General features: G+C 43.6%; 3 tRNA genes. All 3 read left to right on the top strand.

Annotation, left to right across the window (positions count from 1 at the left end):
- Positions 1-240: 240 nt before the first annotated feature.
- The 3 genes from ACTHUM_RS17640 to ACTHUM_RS17630 all read left to right on the top strand — a co-directional run bounded on the left by ACTHUM_RS17640 (position 241) and on the right by ACTHUM_RS17630 (position 605).
- A tRNA-Leu gene (locus tag ACTHUM_RS17640) sits at positions 241-327 on the top strand.
- A gap of 38 nt (positions 328-365) precedes the next feature.
- Positions 366-452 (top strand) — tRNA-Leu (locus ACTHUM_RS17635).
- 62 nt (positions 453-514) lie between these two features.
- Positions 515-605: transfer RNA gene (locus tag ACTHUM_RS17630), tRNA-Ser, on the top strand.

The following is a 605-nucleotide window of genomic DNA, read 5'->3' as shown; positions in this document are numbered from 1 at the left end:
GCTTCGATTTTTGTCGGCACACCTTTTTGTTCCAATAATTCAATGACCCATTCACGGCTGGGCAACGGATGAGCGTAACGTTGTTTCTCCCGCTCCAAATACGGGTCTTTTTCTCGTAAATTTAAAGATTTAGTATTTTTGTTCATTTTGATAGTTGACATTCTTTTTTTAAAATATATAATAGCTGCTTCTTCGCAGTTCAGGTAGTCAACTCTACCTTAAATTGAAGAATAAAGCAAAGCCCAGGTGGCGGAATTGGTAGACGCGCTAGCTTCAGGTGCTAGTGTCCTCACGGGCGTGGAAGTTCGAGTCTTCTCCTGGGCACCAAATAATTTGGTGCTTCTTTGCTTAAGAAAATTTAAATTGCCCAGGTGGCGGAATTGGTAGACGCGCTAGCTTCAGGTGCTAGTATCCTCACGGGTGTGGAAGTTCGAGTCTTCTCCTGGGCACCACTGATAAATCAATCAGTCAATTTTTCACATTATTCTGATAACAAGTCAGGATAATAGTCCACAGAGAGGTGGATGAGTGGTTTAAGTCGCACGCCTGGAAAGCGTGTATACGTGAATAGCGTATCGAGGGTTCGAATCCCTTCCTCTCTGCCA

Source organism: Neisseria sp. P0021.S006 (genome assembly GCF_051956895.1).
The sequence above is the reverse complement of the archived record's forward strand: the minus strand, read 5'-3'. Positions and strand labels throughout refer to the sequence as shown.